Below are 21,052 nucleotides of genomic sequence, written 5' to 3'. Positions count from 1 at the left end.
GGTGCCGGTCCAGGGGCGCAGTCTCGCCCGGGTCCAGCGCATGCTCGACGCGTGCGCCGAGATCGTGGACGAGGTTGGCTACGAGGGTCTGACGACGACCCTGCTCGCCGAACGAGCCGAGGTGGCCATCGGTTCCGTCTATCAGTTCTTCCCGGACAAGCGGGCGATCGTGCAGGCGCTGACGCTGCGCAACATCGACGCGTACGTGCAGCGGCTCAACGAACGGGTCACCGGCGGCGAGTTCGACCACTGGTGGGACGGCGTCGCCGCCGGCATCGACGAGTACATCTGCATGCACCGTACGGTGCCCGGATTCCGCACCCTGCACTTCGGCGACGTGGTCGACGTGCGGCTGCTGGACGAGAGCCGGGACAACAACGCGGTGATCGCCAGTGAGCTGTCCAGGGTCCTGGTGGGTCGCTTCGGCATCCCGGACGAACCCCGGCTGCGGTTCGCGCTGCAGATCGCGGTGGAGGCCGCCGACGCGCTGATCAAACTGGCGTTCCGGCGCACCGCCGAGGGCGACGACAGCGTACTGCGCGAAGCGAAGGCACTGATCCGCGAGTACCTGCACCGCCACGTCGACCCCGCCGCGACCGGCGACGGTGCCCGCGACCGTGACCGACCCGGGTGAGCGCCGGGATTAGAGTGTCACCGGGGCCCCGCCGCCGGGCCGACGGGGAGGAACGGTCATCGACGACAACGCCAGCAGTCAGCAGCGCGGTGGTACGTCCGACACGCCACCGGCCGACCAGACTGCCGCTTCGGTCGATTTGTCCGGCCTGCCAGCGCTGCGTTCGGTGTTGCGCATCCGTCCGTTCCGGCGGCTGTGGATCGTGCTCGGGGTCGCCTCGTTCAGCGACTGGCTGGGCCTGCTCGCCACCTCGATCTTCGCGGCCGGGCAGGTTTCCGGCGGCGCGGCCCAGGGCGCGGCGTTCGGCGGTGTCATCGCCGTACGGCTGCTGCCGGCGTTGGTCCTCGGCCCGGTCGCCGGGGTGCTCGCCGACCGGTTCGACCGGCGCTACACGATGGTCATCTGCGACCTGCTCCGGTTCGTGCTGTTCGCCTCCATCCCGCTGCTGCCGATGTTCGGCGCCAGCGGTGCCCTTACGGTGGCCTGGGCGGCGATCGCGATCTTCCTGATCGAGACGATCACGTTGATCTGGATCCCGGCGAAGGAAGCGGCGGTCCCCAACCTGATCCCGAAGGCCCGGCTGGAGATCGCCAACCAGCTCACCCTGATCGCCACGTACGGGCTCACCCCGGTGCTCGCCGCGATCAGCCTGGCCGTCCTCGACGCCGCCGTCCGAGCGGCGACGGTGACCGATCTGCCATCCTGGGCGGAGCCGGCGCAGCTGGCGCTGTTCTTCAACGCCGCCTCCCGACTGGCCACCGCGATCGTGGTCTTCTACGGCATCAAGGAGATCAGCGGGCGGGCCGGCGCCGCCGGGCACGCCGATCAGAGCCTTATCCGGCAGTTCGTCGAGGGATGGCGGTTCATCGGCCAGACCCCGCTGGTCCGCGGCCTGGTGCTGGGCATCTTCGGCGCGTTCGCCGGTGGCGGCATCGTGATCGGCACCGCGAAATTCTTCACCGCCTCGCTGAGCGCCGGTGACGCCGCGTTCTACCTGCTCTTCGCGGCGATCTTCGTCGGTCTGGGCGCCGGGATCGGGCTGGGCCCGACGGTGGTGCGCGACCTGTCCCGGCGGCGCTGGTTCGGGCTCAGCATCGTGCTGGCCAGCGGCTCGGTGCTGATCCTCGCTCTGTCCATCCATCTGTCCATGGCCATCCTCGGCGCGGTGCTGGTCGGAGCGGCGGCCGGGATGGCCTTCCTGGCCGGGATCACCCTGCTTGGCGGGGAGATCGCCGACGACGTCCGGGGCCGGGTCTTCGCCGTGGTGCAGACCGGCACCCGGGTGGTGCTGATGCTGGCCATCTCGGTCAGCAGCGTGCTGGTCGGCGTGGGCGGCTCCCGCCAGCTGCAGATCGCCAACCTGGGCGTCTCGTTCTCCTCGACCCGGTTGCTGCTGCTGCTCGCCGGGGTGTTCGGCATCTTCGCCGGGCTCAGCGCCTTCCGCCAGATGGACGATAAACCGGGCGTTCCGGTCCTGGCCGACCTGTGGGGGTCGATCCGGGGGCGGCCGTTGACGTCGGCGGAGCCGTTCACCGCGAACGGGGTCTTCGTCGTCTTCGAAGGCGGCGAGGGCGCCGGCAAGTCGACACAGGTGACGGCGTTGGCACAGGCGCTGCGCGAGCGCGGCCGGGAGGTGGTGGTGACCCGCGAACCGGGGGCCAGCGGCCTCGGCGAGAAGATCCGCCGGCTGGTGCTCGACGGCGGACCGGACGCGCCGTCGCCCCGCGCGGAGGCACTGCTGTACGCCGCCGACCGGGCCCACCACGTGGCGACCGTGGTCCGGCCGGCGCTGGCCCGGGGCGCGGTGGTGGTCAGCGACCGCTACGTCGACTCGTCGCTGGCGTACCAGGGTGCCGGACGGACCTTGCCGGTCGACGAGGTCTCCTGGCTCTCCTCCTGGGCCACTGGCGGCCTCAAACCCGACCTGGTCGTGCTGCTGGACATCGAGCCGCTGGCCGGCCTGGACCGGGTGCAGCGGCGCGGGACCGGCGCCGACCGGTTGGAGAGCGAGTCGCTGGCGTTCCACGAACGGGTCCGGTACGCGTTCCTCGACCTGGCCGCCGCCGACCCGAAACGCTACCTGGTGCTGGACGCCACCCGGGGCGTCGACGAGGTACGCGGCGCGGTGCTCGACCGGGTCGAGGTGCTGACCGGCCGGGCCGACCCAGCGGCGCCCGCCGAGCCGACAGCCGACGCCGAGCCGAAGGCCGCCACCGAAGCGGGGCGGCGGACATGACGACCGCGACCGTGCCCACCGACGTTTTCGCCGACCTGGTCGGCCAGGACGAGGCGGTGCAGACCCTGCGCCGGGCCGCAGCGGCAGCCGGCGAACTGCTCGCCGCCGGTGACGGTGACCCGCCGCTGTCGGCCGGAGCGATGACCCACGCCTGGATCTTCACCGGGCCGCCCGGCTCCGGGCGGTCGGTGGCCGCCCGCGCGCTGGCCGCCGCGCTGCAGTGTGTGTACGGACAGGGCTGCGGCCGGTGCGCCGGCTGCCACACCACCCGGGCCGGTACGCACGCCGACGTCCGGTTCGTCGTGCCGGACGGCCTGTCGATCAGCGTCGGCGAGATGCGCGCGCTGGTGCTGCGGGCGGCCAGCACCCCGTCGGGCGGACGCTGGCAGGTACTGGTGATCGAGGACGCCGACCGGCTCACCGAGGCGGCCGGCAACGCGCTGCTCAAGGCGATCGAGGAACCGCCGCCCAGGACGGTGTTCCTGCTCTGCACGCCGTCCACCCATCCGGACGACATCTCGGTCACCATCCGGTCCCGCTGCCGGGTGGTCAGCCTGCGGCAGCCGCCGGCCGAGGCGGTCGCCCAGGTGCTGGCCGGGCGGGACGGCGTACCGGCCGAGACCGCCGTCTGGGCGGCGTCGGCCGCGCAGGGGCACGTCGGCCGGGCCCGGCGGCTGGCTCAGGACCCGCAGGCGCGGGAGCGCCGGGACGCCGTTCTGGCGGTGCCGCGCCGGCTCACCACGGTCGGAGCCTGCTTCGACGCCGCGTCGGCGTTGATCGCCGCCGCCGAGGCAGAGGCCGAGGCGGCGGTCGCCGAGATCGACGCGGCGGAGCGTACGGCGCTGCAGACCGCGCTGGGTGCCGGCGGCACCGGACGCGGCGCCGCCGGCGCGGCCCGGGGGACCGCCGGGCAGATCAAGGAGCTGGAACGGCGGCAGAAGTCCCGGGCCACCCGGGCGCAGCGGGACGCGTTGGACCGGGCGCTGGTCGATCTGGCCGGCTTCTACCGGGACGTCCTGGTTTCCGCGCTGCGGGCCCCGGTGGCCCCGGTGCACACCGACGTCGCCGGGCTCACCGGCGCAGCTGCCGAAAAGTGGACAGCGGAGTCGGCGCTGCGCCGGCTGGAAGCAGTGCTGAGCTGCCGAGAAGCGATCACCGGCAACGTCAAGCCACGGATCGCCGTCGAAGCGATGATGCTCAGCCTCTGGCGTGGTTAGGTCACTGCCGGTACGGTTCGGTGCCGTAGCGCAGCCCCATCCGTACGTAGGGTGCAGACGATCTGTGCCCGCTTGCCGACGATGGTGAGGACCCCGTGGTACGGCAGATCGACGAGGCGTGGATCGAGAACGCGGTCGAGCGGTACCGCCAGATCGAGGCCCGGCAGGTCGAGTTCGACAAGGCGGTGCACACCGTCGAGGTGACGGTGCGCTCGCCGGACGGGTCCGTCGAGATCGTGGTCAACGCCGCCGGCACCGTGACCGACGTGCGGATTCTCGGTCCACTGCACACCCGGAGCAACACCGAACTGGCCGGCGCGGTGCGGTCCACGGTGGCGGCGGCCGCCGACGCCGCCCGCTGGGCGCGCGAGAAACTGTGGGCCGAGACGTTCGGCGCCCACCCGTCGCTGCGGGAGGTCTGACATGGACACCACCGTGCAGCTGATCGCCGCCGAGCTGACGCGCTGCGCCGACCAGCTGGCCGGCGCAGCGCGCCAGCTGACCGGGCTGCGCGACGCCGCCGACCATGGGCTACGCGACGCCGCCGTCGGCGGGCTGGCCGGCACCGCCGACGGCGGGCCGCAGGCGGCGTCGGCCGGCCGGTTGGGCTCGCTCACCGCCGCGCTGGGCCGGCAGTGGCGGGACGCGGTGGCGCAGCGGGCGGCTGAAGCGGACGACGCCGGCCGGCGGCTCGCTGACACCGCAGCCGGGTTGCGGTCCGTGGTCGGCGCGTACCGGGACGTTGACGTGACGTCCCGCCGTCGGCAGCCGACGGAGGGCACCTGATGGACGTGCTGGACCGGGTCGCCGGGCCGGCCCGGGATCTGCTGGCCAGGGTGGACGTGCTGCTCGTCGGCAACGGCGCGCCCCCGGGGCATCCGGTCTGGCCGCTGCTGCGCCAGGTACGGGCGTTGCCCGGTGACGCGGTGGCCGCGTTCGTCGCGGTGCGCCCGGAGCCGCTGGCCGCCGCCGGCGCCGCGCTCCGCCCGCAACTGGACGGGTACGCCGAAGCGGTCGACGTGCTGGCCGGCCGGCTCGACTGGTCCGGACCGGCGGCCCAGGCGTACGACGCGGCACGCCGTACCCTCGCCACCCGGCTGACCGGCGGTGGTGATGGCGGTGGCGCTGCCGACCCGGACAGCCTGGCCGGGCGGTTGACGGCCACCGCCGGGTACGCCGAGGCGGTCGCCGGCTGGGCGGCGCTGAGCCGGGCCGGGCTGGCCGCAGTGCTGGCCGAGGCGCTGGGCTCGGCCGAGGCGGTCACCGTACGGACCGCCGCCGACGCCGGTCCAGGGTGGTCCGCGGTTGGGCAGGTCGGACCATCAGGGTCGGTGGCGGCCGACGCCGCCGCGACGATCGCGGCGGCGGTGCTGACCGCGATCCTGGAGATCACCGAGCGGGGCGAGGACCTGCTGGAGCGGTGGCGGCCCCGGTTAACGCCGGCCGGCGGGTCCCGGCCTGCCGATGTCGCCGGCCCGGGTGCCAGATCAGACGGGACGATCCGGCTGCGCTACTGACCCGGAACAGGCAACGGCGCCGCTGCCTTCACGATGCCGGAAGGTCGACGTAGGGTAGGGCCATGGGGATGCTCTGCGCGGTCAGCTTCAACCGGTACGGGCGCCTCTTCTACCTCGACCCCGGTGATCTGCGGCCGGCGGTCGGCGACAAGGTGCTGGTGCCCACCGACGACGGCGCCGAGGTCGCCGAGTGCGTCTGGGCCCCGCAGTGGGTCGACGATCCCACCGACGGCTTTCCCCGGCTGGCCGGCCTGGCCACCGAGCAGGACCTGCACCGCGACGAGGTGCAACGCAAACGCAAGGCGGAGGCGAAGGTCGCGGCGAAGCGGCTGATCCGCGAGCACGGGCTGCCGATGAAGGTGGTCGCCGTCGACCATGTGCTGGAGCCGGGGTCGCTGAACAGCGCCCGGGCCACCATCTACTTCACCGCACCGCACCGGGTCGACTTCCGGTCGCTGGTGCGTGACCTCGGTGCGACCCTGCACTGCCGGGTGGAGCTGCGGCAGCTGTCGGCCCGCGACTCGGCCCGGGTGCAGGGCGGGATCGGCTCCTGCGGCCGGGACCTGTGCTGCGCCACCTTCCTCACCGATTTCGAGCCGGTGACCATCCGGATGGCCAAGGACCAGGATCTGCCGCTCAACCCGCTGCGCATCTCCGGCGCCTGCGGCCGGCTGATGTGCTGCCTCAAGTACGAACATCCGCTGTACGCGGACAGCAGCAGTTACCCCACCTCGGGCCAGCGCGTCGAGACCCCGGACGGGCCGGCCAAGGTGGTGTCGCGGCATCCGCCGAGCGAGTCGGTCACCGTACGGCAGATTGCCGACGGGGCGGTGAAACGGTGCGCCCTGGCCGACGTCTGCGGTCCGCGCCGCGCCCACGACCAGGCGTACGGCTGACCTCGCGGCGCACCGGACGTCGTCGGTTCAGCGGATGGTGATCGGTTCCTCGGCCAGTCGGGTGGCCAGCGGCTGCTCCGGCACGATCCACGGGGCGTGCGCGGGGGCCTGCGGGTCGGCCCGCCAGCGCCGACACACCCGGTCGACGGCCACCGGGTAGAGGGTCAGCGACCCGTCGGCGGCGATCCGCATCCGGATGAAGCACTTCGAGTCCTCGATGCCCTGCCCGGCGAACAGCTCGTTGAGGTTGACGTCGAATGCGCCGGCCAGCACCAGGTAGCCGGCGGTCAGCTGGCTCGCGACCAGCCCGGCGACCGGGCCGTAGACGACTGCGGCGGCGACCACCGGCAATGGCCAGGGCCAGTCGACGAACGGTAGCTCCAGCCAGATCAGCGCACCGACCCAGGCCAGCGCGATGTGCGCGACACCGTGCCCGAGCCCGAGCAGCCAGTGCCGGGAATGTCGGGCGCCGCTGGCGCTCGGCGGCTTGGCGAAGACCACCGACGCGGCGAGGGTCAGCACCACCATCGCGACCAGCGGGATGCTGAACAGCCGCTGGTTGTCGGGGTCGGCCCAGGAGACGATGACCCCGGCGACGGCCAGCATCAGCAGCGTCTGCAGGGTGCCCAGCAGGGTGGCGAAGCCCGGGTTGCGGCGCGGCAGCCGGTGGAAGATCCCCCAGCTGTAGCGGCGGGACCGGGCCGCGTCCGGGTAGCGGCCGGCCAGCTCGTAGTCGCGTTGCGGGCTGGCGTTGCGGGCAAGGGTGTCGACCGGCGGTACGGTGATCCGCTCGGGCAGCTTGTGCGTCGCCGACAGGTAGGCGCCGCCGCCGCCACAGGTGATCAGCTGCCGGTCCGGGTTGGCGTAGCGGGCGTAGTGGTGCTGGTCGCCGGAGATCATCAGCGGCACCCGGGCACCGGTCGGCTCGATCACCGTACGCAGGAAGTAGTCGACCGCGTCGTAGGCCTGCGGGTCGCCGACCGCCTTGACCCAGGTCGGTTCCGGCACGGCCAGGATCACCCGGTCACCCGGCTTGAGCTGCTCGGCCGCCTTCTCGAAGTAGATCAGCTGCGGGTCGTCCAGGTACGCGCCGAACTGCTCGTCGATGGCGAACAGCCACCAGTCGTTCGGCAGCCGGGTGGCGAAGTACGACCGTTTCTGCTCGGTCCGCCAGCCGCCGATGGTGGCGTCGCGCCGACGGGCGAACAGCCGCAGGAACGCGGTGAGCCCGTCGTACCAGTCGTGGTTGCCGGGGATGGCGTACAGCGTGGGTCGCGGCTGCCCGACCGGCGGCTTCGGGAAGGCCGCCTGGTACGGCCCCTTGCTCCGGTCCTCGTACGCCTCGCCGCTGGCCGCCGGGTAGACCTGGTCGCCGCCCATCACCAGCAGGTCGCCGCGGCGCAGCCGGCCGGCGCCGTCGACGTCCAGCTCCGGCTGCGCCAGCAGGTACGCCAGCGAGTAGGTCGCCGGGAAGCCGTCACCGAGGTCGGCCACGTAGTCGATCCACAGCTCCCCGTCGACGGCGTCGTGGTGGTGCACGTCGCCGGGGAGCGCGCCCTGCAGTTCCCGCTTGTCGAGGTAGGCGCCGAACAGCGTCGCCAGCAGGGTGCGCAGGCCGGTGCTGAGCAGCAGCATCGGGGCCAGCCAGGGCACCGGGGGCCGGGGGGTGAAGCCGAGCTCCCTCGGGTCCAGCGACCGGGGCCGGTGATGCTCGGCGGCGGGTGGGGCCGGATCGACCGGCCCGGGGCCGGCTGGCCCGGGGCCGGCTGGGCCGGGGCCGGCCGGGTCGGCGGCTGGGGCAGGCGTGCTCGGTTCGTCCGTCACACGTCCGGAGCCTACTGTCGGTCATCGACGCCTGTCACCCGTGGTCGGCCCAGGCCGTCCCGTCGGTGCCTCTCGGCCGCCCGGCGTGATCGCCGCCCGGTGCCGTACACTGGTTGATCGTTGCCGCCTTAGCTCAGTCGGCAGAGCGACGCACTCGTAATGCGTAGGTCGACGGTTCGATTCCGTCAGGCGGCTCCAGGAGAGGCCCTGACCGGCAAGTTCGCTGGTCAGGGCCTCGTTTTCATCGATGGAATTTTGAATCGCCCCCCGGAAACCCCACGAACGCCTACCGGCGATCAGGTTGAGGGCACCTGGCGGCTCCCTGCAAGCTACACGGCGACCAGGACCTTGCCCCGGTTACCGCCCCGGTTGTGGTAGAGGCTGTGGTACGCGTTCGGAATCTCGTCGAATCCGTGGTGGACGGTCTGCTGGTAGGTCAGTTCCCCGCGACGGACCATGCCGCCGAGTTCGTCGCGCATCTTCGACAGGTTCTCCTCGGTGAACCACTCGTGCGCGAAGATGCCCCGGATGGTCGCACGGGGGTACATGATCATCGGCAGGAGACGTAGCCCGGTCTGTTCGCGGCCCACCTGGGTGGCCCACTGCCAGCAGACCGCGACCCGGCTGTGCACGTTCAGCATCGTGAAGACCATGTCGGTGACCGTGCCACCGAGATTGTCGAAGTATCTGTCGACGCCGTCCGGGGCGGCTTTGACCAGCGCCTCCCGTACCCGGCCCGGCTCGTCACCGTGTCGGTACTCGACGACGGCGTCGAAGCCGAGTTCGGTGAGGAACGGGACCTTCTCCGCGGACGCGGTAGTCCCCACCAGCCGCGCACCGGCCCGCTTGGCGAGCTGCCCGACCAGCGTCCCGATGGCCCCCGAGGCACCGCTGATCACCAGCGTGTCACCAGGGCGCACCGTCAGGAAATGCGTCAGCGTGCCCCACGCGGTGATGCCCGGCCCTCCCATGATTCCCAGCGCCGTCGTCACCGGCAGCACGTCGTCGTAGTGCTGCGGATTCAGCTTGCGGTAGGCGGGAAAGACCATCGGGAACGTCTCCCCCTGCCACAGCACCTCGCCGCCGGTGCCGACGACGTGGCTACGCCAACCGCCATAGCCCTGGACCAGGTCTCCCACCTGGAAGCGGGCGTCCGGTCCGGCCTCGACCACCTCCATGATCGAGTCGGCGATCATGTGCTGCCCGACCGGCGTTTCCAGGGCGAGCCCGTGCAGGTACGGATCGACCGAGACGTACCGCGTCTGAAACAGCATCTCGTCGTCACCGAGCGCTACCGGTGCCTCCTCGGTCACCTTCTCGTAGATCCGGTCGGTGTCGGGGACGCCGTCGACGTGCTCGCGTACGACCCACTTTGCGATCTTCAAGTCAGGCTCCTTGCCGGGTGAGAACGGACGGGTGTCCCTCGGCCGGGGAGGCCAGCGAGGGTGTGGCCGGCACGGGCACCGTCACCTGCGTGGGCGGCGGCGCCGTGTCGTCGATGTCGGCGGTGAAGGGCCGACCGTCGTCGCGGCAGATGAACTGCACGACATGACGGCCGCTGGCAGCGGCCCGGATGAGCCCGCCGATCGTGGTCCAGACCCCGGCCAGGTAGAAATTGGCCAGCCCGGGGAGCACCGGGCCGTGCTTTTCCAGCTCCTTTTCCATCGTTTCGCCGCCGTCGACGAACGGTTGCCAGCCGGCGATCGAGCCGTCATGGTTGGCGGTGTAGCGGATCTGCGTCAGCGGTGTCGCGATGTCGTGCGCCACGACCGTGTCTGCGAGCCCGGGGTAACGCTGGTCCAGCAGGCCGAGCAGGGCGGTGCGCACCTGTCGCTTCGCGGCGTAGTAGGTGCGGCCACGGCGCACCCGCAGGGTGTGCAGCAGTTCGCCCTTGCGGACCCGGCTCGCCTGCTCCGGTCCCGCCACCAGCTGCCGCCAGGCGCCGGTGTCGGAGAAGAAGGTGACGAACACGACCGAGGTCTCCGCCGGGGAGAGCTCGGGATAGTGCCGGCTGCGGAACTGTACGTTGACGCTGGGGTGCTCGCCGATGCCGACCAGGTCCGTCGCCTCCTCGGGCGACAGCAGGTGAGTGGTGCACGGGTCTGCGTCCGGATACGGCCGGTCGAGGCCGAAGAACGCGCTGACGTACCCGGGGTAGATCTGGCCTGGCTCGTCGATGGTCTCGGTGTACAGGCGACGGTAGGTCTCGTTGAGGTAGCGGCCGTTCAGCAGCTTGGTGACCGTCGTGTGCCCGTCGCAGGTGGCGACGACGATGTCGGCGCGGTGCTCACGTCCGTCGCTGAGTCGGACCCCGACCGCCCGGTCGTTCTCGACCAGCACCTCGTCGACCTTCGCGTTGTACGTGATCTTGCCGCCGAGCCGCAGGTAGCGCTGCTCGATCGAGCGGGCCAGCCCGAGCGAACCCCCCTCCGGCACGCCGGCGGTGCGCCCGGCGTGCGCCGCGAGTTGAAAGTAGAAGGGCAGCACCGGAAAGCTCGCATGTCGCTCGTACAGGATGAAGTTGAACGCCTCCCGCAGCAGCGGATCTTTGAATTTGGCGGAGTAGTCGGTCATCAGCGTGGTGATCGACCTGCGGATGGTGTTGAAGTGCGGCAGGAAGGCGGCGAGCATCCGCCACCGTTCCCACGGCCGCATCAGGCCGACCGGCTTGAGGAACGGATAGGCGTTGAGCAGCTTCTTGAAGGTGCGTATCCCGGCGCAGAAGTCGCGGATGAGCCGCGCGTCGGCGGGCGAGTGCCACAGCAGGTGCTCCTGCAACCGGTCAGGGTCGGAGTAGAAGTAGACGGTCCGCCCGTCCCGGCCACGGACGATGTTGAACGTCTCGAAGTCGCGCATCTCCTTGCCCTGCAGCGCGCCGAGTTCGAGCCAGATCTGGTGCATGTCGTTGCCGGGCCCGCTGCCGAGCAGCCAGCTCACGCACCAGTCGAAGGTGAACTCACCCTGGTCCCAGGCGGTGCAGCAGCCGCCCGGCAACTCGTGCATCTCGAACGTGTGGGTGCGGTAGCCGTTCATCTGCGCGTAGCAGCCGGTGGCGAGACCACCTAGGCCACCACCGATGATGATCATCGTTTCCCGGGCGGGTTTCGACTCTGGCATGGTCGGTGCCTCCTCGATGGTCAGTCCACTGGGGCGAGCGACGGGTCGGGGTTCATGGCGGGCGCGGGACGTTCTCCGGCGGCGGAATCGGTGCCGGAACCGGTGCCGGAACCGGTGCCGGGTTCGGCACCGGAGCCCGCCAGGACGTCACGGACCAGGCCGGCGTTGCGGGAGGCGTATTCCTGGTCGAACATCTCGGCGTGGGTGCCGAACCCGGCGAGCAGGCCGTCGTGGCTGCGTGACGCGCCAGCCCAGCTGCCGCGCGTACCTGCCGCGTAGAACTCCATCCGGTCCTGGTCGCTGATCACCGTCACCGGTGCCGCGACGGACCCCAGGTTCGGGGTACGGGCGCAGAACTCGATGTATTCGCGGGCCTGTTCCCGGGTCTCCTGGGCGACGATCTCCGAACCGGTGTGCCGGCGCAGGTGCTCGGCGAGTTCCCGCTCGAACGCCGCGAACTGTTCCGGGCCGAACTCGAACTCCGCGCCGATGCGGTACGAGTCGACGATGACCACGTGTCGCACCGTCCGACCCCGGCGTTCGAGCTCCTTCGCCACCTCGAAGGCGAGGTTGCCGCCGAGCGAATAACCGAGCAGCCGGCAGCCGCCGTCCGGCTGTAGCTCGTCGACCAGGTCCGCATACCGGACGACCTTGTCGTCGCCGGGAATGTGGTTGAACCCCACGGTGTGGTACTCGGGCAGATGCATGACGAACTGCCGGTAGATCAGCCCGTGCCCGCCGGCAGGTGGGAAGCAGAACAGCGCGGGACGGTCCGCCGGGTTGAACGTCAGATACGGCTGCCCGCCGCTGAGCCGCCCGGTGACGATGTGCTCCACCGTTGTCGCCATGCCGTGCAGGGTGGTGATCTGGAAGAGGCGGCTGACCGGGATCTCTATGTTGAACTCGGTCTGCAGGCTGTAGATCAGCTCGACGAGCTTGATCGAGCTTCCCCCCACCTCGAAGAAGTCCTGCCGCAGTCCGATCTCGTCGATGTTGAGCAGCGCCCGCCAGTGCTCGGCCATCCGGGTCTCGTACAGCGTCACCGGCGGGTGGTACCGCCCCTGTTCGGGATCCGGACCGGGCGGTGGGAGCGCCGCCACGTCGACCTTGCCGTTGGGGGTCAGCGGCAGCGCCGACAGCTGGCCGAGGTGCGCCGGGATCATGAACGTGGGCAGCTGGCCGGCGAGGTGGCTGCGCAGTTCCCGCCGGTCGAGCACCGCACCGTCGGCCGGCACGTAGTACGCGCAGAGGACGGCTTCGCCGCTGGCGTCCGGGCGGACCACGACCACCGCCTCCGCCACGGCGGGCAACGCCTTCAGCAGGGACTCGACCTCACCGGTCTCGACTCGATGACCGCGTACCTTGACCTGTGTGTCCGCCCGGCCCAACAGGTGCAGGACGCCGTCGGCCGCCCAGCGGGCGAGGTCTCCGGTGCGGTAGAGCCGCACCGGCAGGGCACCCGGCAGACGGCTCAACGTCCGGGTGACGAAGCGCTGCGCGGTCTGCTCGGCGTCGCCGACATAGCCGGTCGCCACGCCGTGGCCACCGACCCACAACTCGCCGGGTACGCCGGGCGGCACCAGCCCGCCCTGCTCGTCGAGCAGGTAGACGGCGCTGTTCGGGAACGGCCGTCCGATCGGCACGACGTGGCCGGGATCGAGGGTGTCCAGCGGGCCCTCGAAATAGGTGCTGTCGATGGTTGCTTCGCTCAGGCCGTACGAGTTGACCACCCGGGTGTGCGGGCCGCCGAGCGCGCGCAGCCGCTGGTACTCCTCGACGGTCCAGATGTCGGAGCCGACGATCAGCAGGCGCATGAACTCCAGCCGGCGTCCCTCACGTTCACAGTAGGTGAGCAGCCCGCGGGCGACGGCGGGGACGAACTCGCCGCAGTCGACGCGTTCGCTGACCATCGTGCGGTACAGCCGGTCGGTGTTGAACAACAGATCGCGGTCGACCAGGACCAGGGTGCCGCCGGAGCAGAGCGCGCGGACGAGATCGCCGGCGAACACGTCGAACGCGAAACTGGCCATCTGCAGGTGCACCCGCACCTCGTCGAGGTGGTACTCCTGTCGCCAACCGCCGTACACCGCAGCCAGATTGCGGTGGGTGACCTGGACGGCCTTCGGTAGACCGGTCGAACCGGAGGTGTATATGACGTAGGCCGGTTCGTCCAGGCCGACGTGCACGTCGAGGGCGGCGTCGGGCTCGTCCCCGGCCGCCTGCAGCAGCGAGTGCAGGTCCAGCACCCGGCCGGAAACCCCGAGCATGCCGTTGATGCCGGCGCGGGCCGCGCCGTCGGCGAGCACCAGGGTGGCCCCGGCGTTGCGCAGCATGTACGCCAGCCGTTCAGCCGGGTAGCCGGCGTCGAGCGGCAGATAGGCACCGCCGGCCCGGAGCACCGCGAGCACCGCGGTGATCAGCTCGGGAGACTTGTCCAGGCAGAGGGCGACCACCGCGCCGTCCCGTACGCCGAGACGGCGCAGCTGGTGCGCGAGTTGCCGCGACCGCCGTTCCAGGGTGGCGTAGTCCAGCCGGCGGGTGTCGGCGGATCCGCCCGCCGCGCCGCTGGGACCTGCCGGCGCCACGACGGCGACGGCGTCCGGCCGCTGCGCGGCGACCCTGGCCATCAGCTCGTGGACCGGGACGTCGTGCGCGACCTGCTGCCGTGCGCCACTCCAGTCGTCGAGGAGACGTTCGCGTTCGTCCGCGCCGAGCAGTTCCAGCTGGCGGACCGGCTGCTCGGGCGCCGACCGGCTCATCGTGTCGAGCAGCTGGACGTAGTGCCGTGCGATCCGCCGTACGGTCTCGGGCAGGAAAAGGTCGGTGTTGTACTTGAGCACGCAGTGGAACTGGTGGTCGGCCTCGTCCTCGTAGACCGACAGGGTCAGGTCGAACTGTCCTTCCTCCTCCGGAAGTTCGATGTATTCCAGCCGGTAGCCGTACTTCTCCGTCGCCACCTTGTGGGTGAGCAGGATGAACATCGTCTGGAAGACCGCCGACCGGCTGGGATCGTGTTGCAGGCCCAGCTGTTCCACCAACAGCACGAACGGGTAGTCCTGGTTGTCCAGCCCGTTGAGCACCGTCGTGCGTACCTGGTTCAGCAGGTCGGCGATCGACGGATCGCCGGACAGGTCAGCGTGTAGCGGCAGCGGGTTGACGAAGTATCCGTAGGTCGAGGCGAACTCCTCCTCGGTACGCCCGGTCACCGGGCTGCCCACGATGACGTCGTCCTGCCCGGAGTAGCGGTGCAGCAGAACAAAGTAGGCGCACAGCAGCACCATGAACACGGTCGCGTTGTGGTCGCGGGCCGTCGCGTGCACCCGTGCGGTGAGGTCCGGATCCAGCGTGAAGAACTCCGAAGCTCCGTTGTTGGTCTGCACCGCCGGACGTGGCCTGTCGGTCGGCAGGTTCAGGATCGGCACCTCGGCGGGTAGGTGCGAACGCCAGTAATCCAGCGATCTGCGCGCCTGCGGGCTGCCGAGAAACCTGTTCTGCCAGTTGAGGAAGTCCAGGTAGCGGGCGGACGCCGGCGGTAGCTGCGCGGGTTCGCCCCGGCGCAGCCCTTCGTAGACGGCGAGTAGTTCTTCGATGAAGGTGAAGGTGGAGATGGCGTCCGAGATGATGTGGTGGACGGCCTTCATGATGACCCATCGCTGTGGGCTGAGCCGGAAGAGCCGGAAGCGCACCAGCGGGTCGCGTTCGAGGTCGTACGGGCGGCGGTACTCCTGGATGATCATCTGGTAGACGTCGGTCCACGCCTGGTCGCGCACGTCGAACAGGGCGACATCCGCCCTGACCTGCGGGTGGATCCGTTGCATCGGCTGGCGGTGGCCGGCCCGCCGGCCCAGGTCCGACCGGCCCTGTTCGAGCAGGAAGTTCGCCCGCAGGCTGGGATGGCGCGCGATGAGGGCTCGAACGGCCTCGAACATCAGCTCCGGGTCCAGTTCGACCCGCACTTCGACCGCACCGCCGATGTTGTAGGCGTAGCCGTCGGGGTTGAGCTGCTTGAGGAACCACAGTGCCTTCTGGTTCTGGGTCAACGGATAGCACTGCTCGTCGGTGTACACCTCGACGTCGGCACCGCCGGTGGCGGTGTCCGAGGCGAGCAGGTCGACGAGCCCCTCGTGCGCCTGCTCGACAAGGTCGGCGACCGGTGCGCCGCTGAGCAGCGCCACCACCGGCAGGGCGACGTGGATCTCGGCCGCGATACGGGCGCGCAGCTCCATGGCGAGTAGCGAGTCCAGTCCCAGCGCGGCCACGCTGGACGCCGGGTCCACCCGTTCCGGGGGAATCCTGAGCACGGCCGCCACCACCGCGATGAACCGCTCGCCGAGCAGCTGGCGCCGCTGGTCACCGTCCGCGTCGCGGAACACGTCCAGGAAGCTGTCGCCGCCCGCGTCCGGCGGCTGCGCCGCCGTCGCCGCGAGGTCGGCCACCAGCGGCGGTTCGGAGGTGTACCAGGAAAGGAAGGTCGGCCAGTCCACGATGGTGGCCACCAGCAGCTGCGCCCGGTCCTGCCCGATCACCCGTTCGAGCACCGCCATGCCGGCAGCCGGCGACAGCGAGCTCATGCCGCGGCTGTGCCGGTAGTGGTGGACCAGGCCGAGTTCCTCGATCATTCCGGTGGCCCACGGCCCCCAGTCCAGGCTCAGCGCCGGCAGCCCGGTGGCGCGACGATGCTGCGCCAGCGCGTCCAGGAAGGCGTTGCCGGCCGCGTAGTTGCTCTGCCCGGCGGTGGTGAGCAGCGAGGCGATCGAGGCGAACAGCACGAAGTGCTCCAGCGGTTCGTCGTTCAGGTGACGGTGCAGCAGGTAGGCGCCGAGCACCTTCGGCGCGTACGCGGTGTCGAACGCCGCCCGGTCCATCTCGGGGAGCAGCGTGTCGCGGACCTGGCCGGCGAGGTGGAACACGCCGCGGATCGGCGGTGCCTGACTGGCGCGGTGACCGGCCAGCCAGCCGGCCAGCGCGGCTTCGTCGGTGACGTCGAGCCGGGCCAGGATCGGTTGGCAGCCGAGCGTCTCCAGCTCCATCAGGAAGCCGATCCGGTCGCGGACCGCGCCGTCCCAGCCAGGCTCGCCCCACCGCTGCCGGGGCGGAACCGGGCTGCGCCCGACGAGGATGAGCCGGCGGGCACCCCGGCGTACGAGGGTGCGGCACAGTAGCCGGCCCAGTGCGCCGAACGCCCCGGTCACCAGGTAGGCGCCGTCGGCGCGTAGGCGCAGCGGCAGCGGGCGGGTCAGCTCGTCGGCCGGCCGTAGCCGGCTGGTGTACCGGCGGTCGCCGCGCAGGGCGATCTCGTCCTCGTCGTCGACGGCCAGCTCCCGTAGCAGGGCCGCCGCCTCCGCCCGCCGGGCGGCCCGGTCCCGGCCGCCGGCCGGGTCGAGGTCGATCAGCTTGCCCGGGTGGTTGAGCAACTCCTGGTGGCGTAGCACCCGGCAGACGCCCCAGGCGGGCGCGCCCATCGGCGCCACCGGATCCGCTGCCTGCACCGCCTGGGTGCCTCTGGCGACGACGTGCAGCCGACCGTCGGTTCCCTGGGCGAGCAGGGCCTGGGCGAGCGCGACCAGGGAATAGACGCCGAGACTGGTGTGCTCGGCGAAGTCGTCGATGGCGGTGCGGTCAAGCGGCGGCAGGTCCAGGCCCCACAGGTGCACCACGTTGTGGAACGGTCCGACGTTGGCCGCGCGCAGATCGGTGAGGAGGCGGTGCAGTTCGTCGGTGCGGCCCGGTCGCACCGTCGAGCCCGCACCGTCGCGGCCGAGATGGTAGCCAGGTCCGGGCCGTACCAGGTGGCAGTGACCGCCGCGGCCCGCGACCAGATCGGCCAGCTCCTCGGCCAGGCCGTCGCGATCGGCGAAGACCAGCCACCGGTCACCGGCCCGATCGGCAACCGAGGGTTGCGCCTCAGGGTCGGTCAGGGGCTCCCGCTGGACCCACTGGAGTTCGGCGAGCCAGCTGTCGATCGTGCCGACACCGACAGCGGCGGTGGTCCCTTCCACGTCTGAGGCGCGGAAGCCCTCGATGCGGCCTACCGGGGTGCCGTCGTCGGCGTAGACCGCGATGTCGCCGAACAATCCGTCGGCGTCGCGCCGCACGATCGTCGCGTGCGCCCACAGCGCCTGATCGCCGACCTGGTCGAGGCGTACCTCCGCGATCGACAACGGCAGCCGGATGCCGGTGTGTTCCTCGTCCGGGCCTGCGGCGTCGAGCAGCTGCGGGGTCAGCAGGGTCTGGAAGCAGGCGTCGAGCAGCACCGGGTGGACGTGGTAGCCGCCGGCGGAGCCGTCGAGTACGGCCGGCAGCCGGATCCGGGCCAGTGCCTCGTCCGGGCCGATCCACACCTGTTCGATGCCCTGGAAGGCCGGGCCGTAGTGGTAGCCGAGGGCGGCGAGGTCCGCGTAGCACCGCACGCCGTCGAGGTGGTGCGCCAGGCGCTGCCGTACCGCATCGGCGGCCAACCGGGGAACGCGCCGGCCGGGTTGGCCGGCGAGCAGGATCCCGCTGGCGTGCACAAGGTGGTCGGCGGTGTCGCCGGTGATCGAAGCCACGGTGAATTCGCCGGATTCGGCGGTCACCGACAGCTGTACGGTCCGGGACTCACCGGCGGACAGGAACAGGGCCTTGCGCAGTTCGATGCCGGCCAGGGTCGCCGTGCCGCCGTCGGTGAGCGCGTTGACCGCCTGCGCCACCATTTCGAGGTAGCCGGCGGCCGGGAACACGGCGTTTCCCTGGATCCGGTGGTCGTCCAGGTACGGCATGTCCTCGGTGTCGAGCTTCACCTCCCAGGTGGGCTCGGCGTTGGACAACCGCCGGCCGAGCAGCGGGTGGTCCCGCTGTCCGAGCCGGACCTGCGCGACCGATCGCGGCTCCACCCAGTAGCGGTCGCGGCGGAACGGGTACCGGGGGAGCGGCACCGGCGCCCCGTCCGGGTGCAGGACGTCCCAGGCGATCTCCACACCGAGGTTGTGCAGGGCGGCGAGGGTCATGACCATGCGCTGCGGTTCGTCTTCCCCCCGCCGGATCGACGGCAGGGTACGGCCCGGCGCATCCCTGCTGGCGAGGCATTCCTGAATGGAGTGGCCGAGCACCGGATGCGGGCCGATCTCGAGAAAGAGGCGGTACCCGTCGTCGATGAGCCGATCTACCGCGCCACGGAACCGTACGCTGTCGCGGACGTTGCGCCACCAGTAGCCGGCGTCGAGTTCGGGGCCCTGCGCCACGCCGTCCTGTCCGGTGAGGTAGACGGGCACCCGGGCGGGGCGCGGGGCGAGGCCGTGCAGTGAGGCGAGCAGCTCGTCCTTGATCATGTCCATGGCTGCGCTGTGGTACGGCACGCGTACGGCGACGAGCTTGGCGAAGGTCTGTTCCGCGGTGAGGTCGGCGGCGAGGTCGGCGAGGGCGGTCTCGTCACCGGCGAGGGTCACCGCTGCAGGGCTGTTGACCGCGGCCACGGAGATCCGTTCGCCGTACGGTCGGATCCGGCGTTCGGCCTCGGCTTCGGTGAGCCCGACCGCGAGCATGGTGCCGGTCCCGACGAGCTTCTGCTGCAGTCGACTGCGGTGTACGACGATCCTGACCGCCTCTTCGAGGGAGTAGACGCCGGCCTCGTAGAAGGCCGCCACCTCACCGGTGCTGTGTCCGACGATCGCGTCGGGCCGTACGCCGTAGCTGCGCCACAGAGCTGACAGGCCGACCTGGACCGCGAAGTTGGCCGGCTGCGCGAGCCAGGTCTCGGCCATGCGCGAGTCGACCTCGTCTGCGTTCAGCTCGTTGATCAACGACCAGCCGGTGATCCGCCGGATCGCCCGGTCGCAGCGGTCGATCGCGTCCCGGTACACCGGCTCGTCGGCGTACAGTTGGCGACCCATCGCCCACCACTGCGGCCCCATCCCGGTGAACACCCACACCAACGCGCGCTCGTGCGTGTCACGCCGCTGGTCGACGAACACGTGCGGATGCGGATCGCCGCGCAGATAGGCGGCCAGTGCCGTGTCCAGCGAGGCCCGGTTCGTGTGCGCCGGAGCCTGATTCGAGTACACAATCGACAGACGGTGTTCGTGATGCTGGCGGCGGCGGGCCAGCGTGTAGCCGAGATCGGCCGGCGTGACGGCATCGTGTCCGTCGGCCCCGGCCAACTCCGTGCGGATGCCCTCGGCGAGAGCCGGCAGCACGTCGGGGTCGCGGGCGGTCAGGGGAAGGATCGTGTACGCCGGTGGGCCGGCTGAGGGCGTGACCGCGTCCGACCGTTGCGGTGGCTCCTCCAGCAGCACATGCGCATTGGTGCCGCCGAAGCCGAAGGAGTTGACCCCGGCGCGGGCCGGCCCCTGGTGCTGCGGCCACGGCGTGGGCGCGGTAGGGATCTCGAACGGCAGGGACGTCAGGTCGATCTCGGGGTTGACCTGATCGAAGTTGATCTGCGGGGCGATGGTGCGGTGCTTCACGGACATCGCGGTCTTGATCAGGCCGGCGACGCCGGCGGCGGCCTCGGTGTGCCCGATGTTCGTCTTCACCGACCCGATGTAGCAGGTTTCCCCGGGCCGGCGGCCGATCGCCAGCACCCGGCCCAGCGCCTTGGCCTCGATGGGGTCACCGACCGGGGTGGAGGTGCCGTGCGCCTCTACGTACTGCAGGCTGCCCGGGGCGATCCCGGCCTCGGCGCACACCCGCTGGATGAGGGTGGCCTGAGCGTCGGCGTTCGGCACGGTGATGCCATTGGTCCGGCCGTCCTGGTTGACGCCACTGCCGATGATCACCGCGTGGATCGGATCACCGTCCGCCAGCGCGTCCGACAGGCGTTTCAGCGCGACCGCCCCGACGCCCTCGGCACGGACGTACCCGTTGGCCGACGCGTCGAAGGGGCGCGAGCGGCCATCGGCGGACAGGAAGCCGCCCTTCGTCTCGGCGATGGTGTACTGCGGGGTCAGGTGCAGCAGTGTCCCGCCGGCGAGCGCAAGGTCGATCTCCCCGCGCAACAGGCTCTGCCGGGCCAGGTGTACGGCTACCAGGGAGGAACTACACGCGGTGTCGATCGACACGCTGGGGCCGCGGAAGTCGAAGCAGTACGAGATGCGGTTCGACACCATCGTCATCATGGTTCCGGTCGCCGTGTGCGCCGCCAGGGTCTCGAAGCTCAGGTCCGCGAACTGCAGGATCTTGTAGTCCAAGGTGAACGCGCCGATGAACACCCCGACGTCCCGTCCGGCCAGCTCCGTCGGCTTCTGTCCGCCGTCCTCCAGTGCATCCCAGCTGACCTCCAGCAGCTTGCGCTGCTGCGGATCCATGTGTTCGGCCTCCCGAGGGCTGATGCCGAAGAAGGCCGGGTCGAATTCGGCCACTCCGTCGATGTAGCCGCCCCGGCCACCGACCAACCGCCCCGGTTTGGTCCTGTCCTGGCTGGCGAGGGTGGCGACGTCGTAGCGGTCCGAGGGCGTTTCGGTAATGCAATCCTGACCGTTGACGACGTTCTGCCAGAACGTCCGGTAGTCCGAGGCGCCACCGGGCATACGGCAGCCGATGCCGATGATGGCGATCTTTTCCGATCCGCCGGCATTCGCCGGGTTCTTCTCTTGCGCCCCGGCCGCGCGGGAATACGTCATTGTCAAGTCCTTCTG

The 21,052-nt window shown here is 70.9% G+C and carries 11 protein-coding genes and 1 tRNA gene; 8 read left to right on the top strand and 4 right to left on the bottom strand.

All coding sequences use genetic code 11. From position 1 onward, the window contains the following. The first annotated feature begins 40 nt into the window (after positions 1–40). From O7610_RS19280 to O7610_RS19250, 7 genes are all read left to right on the top strand, one after another. Positions 41–634, top strand: coding sequence for a TetR/AcrR family transcriptional regulator (locus tag O7610_RS19280; protein ID WP_281555744.1), 594 nt, complete (start codon positions 41–43; stop codon positions 632–634). Between the two features lie 202 nt (positions 635–836). Then, entirely contained in the window at positions 837–2,870 is a 2,034-nt protein-coding gene (gene tmk, locus O7610_RS19275) for a dTMP kinase (protein ID WP_348650144.1), read from the top strand. Continuing rightward, positions 2,867–4,087 carry a DNA polymerase III subunit delta' gene (locus O7610_RS19270; protein WP_289211490.1) on the top strand — a complete coding sequence of 407 codons (1,221 nt, stop codon included), beginning with the start codon at positions 2,867–2,869 and terminating at the stop codon, positions 4,085–4,087. Before tmk ends, O7610_RS19270 begins: the two co-directional genes overlap by 4 nt. Positions 4,088–4,182: 95 nt before the next feature. After that, the gene (locus O7610_RS19265) at positions 4,183–4,509 is read left to right on the top strand and encodes a YbaB/EbfC family nucleoid-associated protein (RefSeq protein WP_281552060.1); all 327 of its coding nucleotides are present in this window, start codon (positions 4,183–4,185) and stop codon (positions 4,507–4,509) included. A gap of 1 nt (position 4,510) precedes the next feature. Further along, the gene (locus tag O7610_RS19260) at positions 4,511–4,873 is read left to right on the top strand and encodes a hypothetical protein (RefSeq protein WP_289211489.1); all 363 of its coding nucleotides are present in this window, start codon (positions 4,511–4,513) and stop codon (positions 4,871–4,873) included. Next, a complete protein-coding gene (locus tag O7610_RS19255) occupies positions 4,873–5,604 on the top strand; it encodes a hypothetical protein (protein WP_289211488.1) in 732 nt (243 codons plus the stop codon). Before O7610_RS19260 ends, O7610_RS19255 begins: the two co-directional genes overlap by 1 nt. Before the next feature lie 62 nt (positions 5,605–5,666). Beyond that, positions 5,667–6,500 (top strand): PSP1 domain-containing protein, encoded by an 834-nt coding sequence (locus tag O7610_RS19250; RefSeq protein WP_281552057.1) that lies wholly within the window; start codon positions 5,667–5,669, stop codon positions 6,498–6,500. 27 nt (positions 6,501–6,527) lie between these two features. Here O7610_RS19250 and O7610_RS19245 read toward each other — a convergent pair whose 3' ends face one another. After that, entirely contained in the window at positions 6,528–8,324 is a 1,797-nt protein-coding gene (locus O7610_RS19245) for a metallophosphoesterase (protein WP_289211487.1), read from the bottom strand. Positions 8,325–8,446: 122 nt separating this feature from the next. On the opposite strand from O7610_RS19245, the gene O7610_RS19240 reads away from it, so the two are divergent. Beyond that, positions 8,447–8,522: transfer RNA gene (locus O7610_RS19240), tRNA-Thr, on the top strand. 131 nt (positions 8,523–8,653) lie between these two features. Here O7610_RS19240 and O7610_RS19235 read toward each other — a convergent pair. From O7610_RS19235 to O7610_RS19225, 3 genes are read right to left on the bottom strand one after another with little or no spacing between them, the layout of a single operon-like run. Next, complete coding sequence (locus O7610_RS19235) at positions 8,654–9,709, bottom strand: MDR family NADP-dependent oxidoreductase (protein WP_289211486.1); 1,056 nt, start codon at positions 9,707–9,709, stop codon at positions 8,654–8,656. Between the two features lies 1 nt (position 9,710). After that, positions 9,711–11,441 (bottom strand): phytoene desaturase family protein, encoded by a 1,731-nt coding sequence (locus O7610_RS19230; protein ID WP_289211485.1) that lies wholly within the window; start codon positions 11,439–11,441, stop codon positions 9,711–9,713. 20 nt (positions 11,442–11,461) lie between these two features. Then, on the bottom strand, positions 11,462–21,037 hold the full coding sequence (locus tag O7610_RS19225) for a non-ribosomal peptide synthetase/type I polyketide synthase (RefSeq protein WP_289211484.1): 9,576 nt from the start codon (positions 21,035–21,037) through the stop codon (positions 11,462–11,464). Between the last annotated feature and the right edge of the window lie 15 nt (positions 21,038–21,052).

It is taken from the genome of Solwaraspora sp. WMMA2065, from assembly GCF_030345075.1.
Taxonomy (GTDB): Bacteria; Actinomycetota; Actinomycetes; order Mycobacteriales; family Micromonosporaceae; genus Micromonospora_E.
This window is presented reverse-complemented; position numbering and strand designations above follow the sequence as displayed.